The sequence below is a fragment of the uncultured Cardiobacterium sp. genome (assembly GCF_938028185.1).
Taxonomy (GTDB): Bacteria; Pseudomonadota; Gammaproteobacteria; order Cardiobacteriales; family Cardiobacteriaceae; genus Cardiobacterium.
Genome location: NZ_CALJAH010000360.1, coordinates 1 through 1990, shown reverse-complemented (window position 1 = coordinate 1990; position 1990 = coordinate 1). Strand labels below are relative to the sequence as shown.

Here is a 1990-nt window from a genome sequence, read left to right as displayed (position 1 = left end):
CGGCACACACCCTACAAACTAATGGTGTAGCTCACAAAATCGTCGCCACGCAACCACATTGGCTTGGGCGTGTTTACGGCTGAATGGTAAATAGGCCTTAACCAAACCTGCTAATGAAATCATCATGTTATGGCCAATTGCAAACAGCATCTAGCCCGCATACCGCAATTTCATTAAGCGCAAAACCCGTTTACATACACCTTCCCCGCTACCCTGTATGTAAACCTGTTCCCCGTGGAGTAACGTAGGGTGGGTCTTGACCCACCACCACGAAACATCTGGCTTTCACGGTGGGGCAAGCCCCACCCTACCGAATCAAAAGCACTTCACTGTCAAAGCAAACCATCAACCGCCCATTTACATACACCTTCCCCGCTATCCTGTATGTAAACCCAATCCAAACCCCAAACAGAGATACCCCTCATGAGCGGCCAACCCTCGCTCTTTAACCGCAGCAACGACGCCCCGCTCGCCGACCGCCTGCGCCCCAAAACCCTCGCCGACTACATCGGCCAGCGCCACATCCTCGGCGACGGAATGCCGCTCGCGGTCGCCATCGCGCAAAAACAGCCCTACTCCATGCTCCTCTGGGGGCCGCCCGGCTGCGGCAAAACCACCCTTGCGCTGCTCTTGGCCGACGCCTTCGACGCGCGCTACATCCGCCTCTCCGCCGTCTTCTCCGGTGTCAAAGAAGTGCGCGAAGCCGTCGCCCAGGCGCAACAAGAGCGCGCCGTTGGCCGCAAAACCATCCTCTTCATCGACGAAATCCACCGCTTCAACAAGGCGCAGCAGGACGCCTTCCTCCCCTACGTCGAAGACGGCACCCTCATCCTCATCGGCGCCACCACCGAAAACCCCGCCTTCAACCTCAACAACGCCCTGCTCTCGCGCCTGCGCGTTTACCACCTGCAACCCCTCAGCGAAGCAGAATTGGCCGAAAAACTGCGGCGCGGCCTTGCCGCGCTCAACCTTGAAGCGGATGCGCACATTATCAGCACCCTCGCCTACCAGGCGGGTGGCGACGCGCGCAAAGCCATCGGCTGGCTGGAAGAATGGGCGCTGTTGCGCCGCCAGGGCATCGACAGCGACGCGGCGCTGGCGCAGGCACTCGCTGACCAGCCGAAAGCGCTGGACAAACAGGGCGATTGGTTCTACGAACTCCTCTCCGCCTTCCACAAATCGCTGCGCGGCTCCAACCCGGACGGCGCGATGTACTGGTTCGCGCGAATGATCGACGGCGGTGCCGACCCGCTCACCATCGCGCGGCGGATGCTCTGCGTCGCCAGCGAAGACATCGGCAACGCCGACCCGAACGCGCTCAACCTCGCGCTGAACGCCTACCAGACCTATGAACGCCTCGGCGCGCCTGAAGGCTACCTGGCACTCGCGCAAACCATCACCTATTTGGCGCTGGCGCCGAAAAGCAACGCCAGCTACAAGGCGATGAAAGCCGCCTTCCAATACGTGCGCGACAACCCGTCGCATCCGGTGCCGCTGCATCTGCGCAACGCGCCAACCGCCGTCCACAAAAACGAGGGCTACGGCGCTGGCTACCGCTACGCTCATGACGAACCGCAGGCCTACGCCGCCGGACAAACCTACCTGCCCGCCGAAATGCACGGCATCCGCTTCTACTACCCGAACCGCCGTGGCCTTGAAATCAAACTGGCAGACAAACTCGAACAACTGCAAGCGCTGGACGAACAGGCGACATCCCCGCCCAAACCATCACCGTAGCTCTGTAGGGTGGGCTTGCCCCACCGTAAAAATCCCGGTGGTGTCCTGAAATGTATGCTGACAATCAGCAAAGCGGCAAAAACCAGCGTTGCCAATATTTCGCCGGTTCGCCCTTCCCTCGCAGGGTGTGTGCCGCAGGCACGCACGCGCGGTTCCCGATGCAAAATTCCCCGCGTGCGTGTCGGCTGCGTCGCCACACACCCTTGTATGTTTCCCCGATATATGATGTCAACCAAACAGGTCGCCCGCCTCA

At 60.5% G+C, this 1990-nt stretch carries 1 protein-coding gene; it reads left to right on the top strand.

What is annotated here, in order from left to right; translation table 11 throughout:
* Positions 1 to 423: 423 nt before the first annotated feature.
* A complete protein-coding gene (locus tag Q0349_RS10625) occupies positions 424 to 1737 on the top strand; it encodes a replication-associated recombination protein A (protein ID WP_298080909.1) in 1314 nt (437 codons plus the stop codon).
* Positions 1738 to 1990: the final 253 nt, after the last annotated feature.

Coding starts and splice junctions, on each gene's coding strand:
- Q0349_RS10625 (WP_298080909.1), top strand. CDS start 424: ATGAGCGGCCAACCCTCGCTCTTTAACCGCAGCAACGACGCCCCGCTC.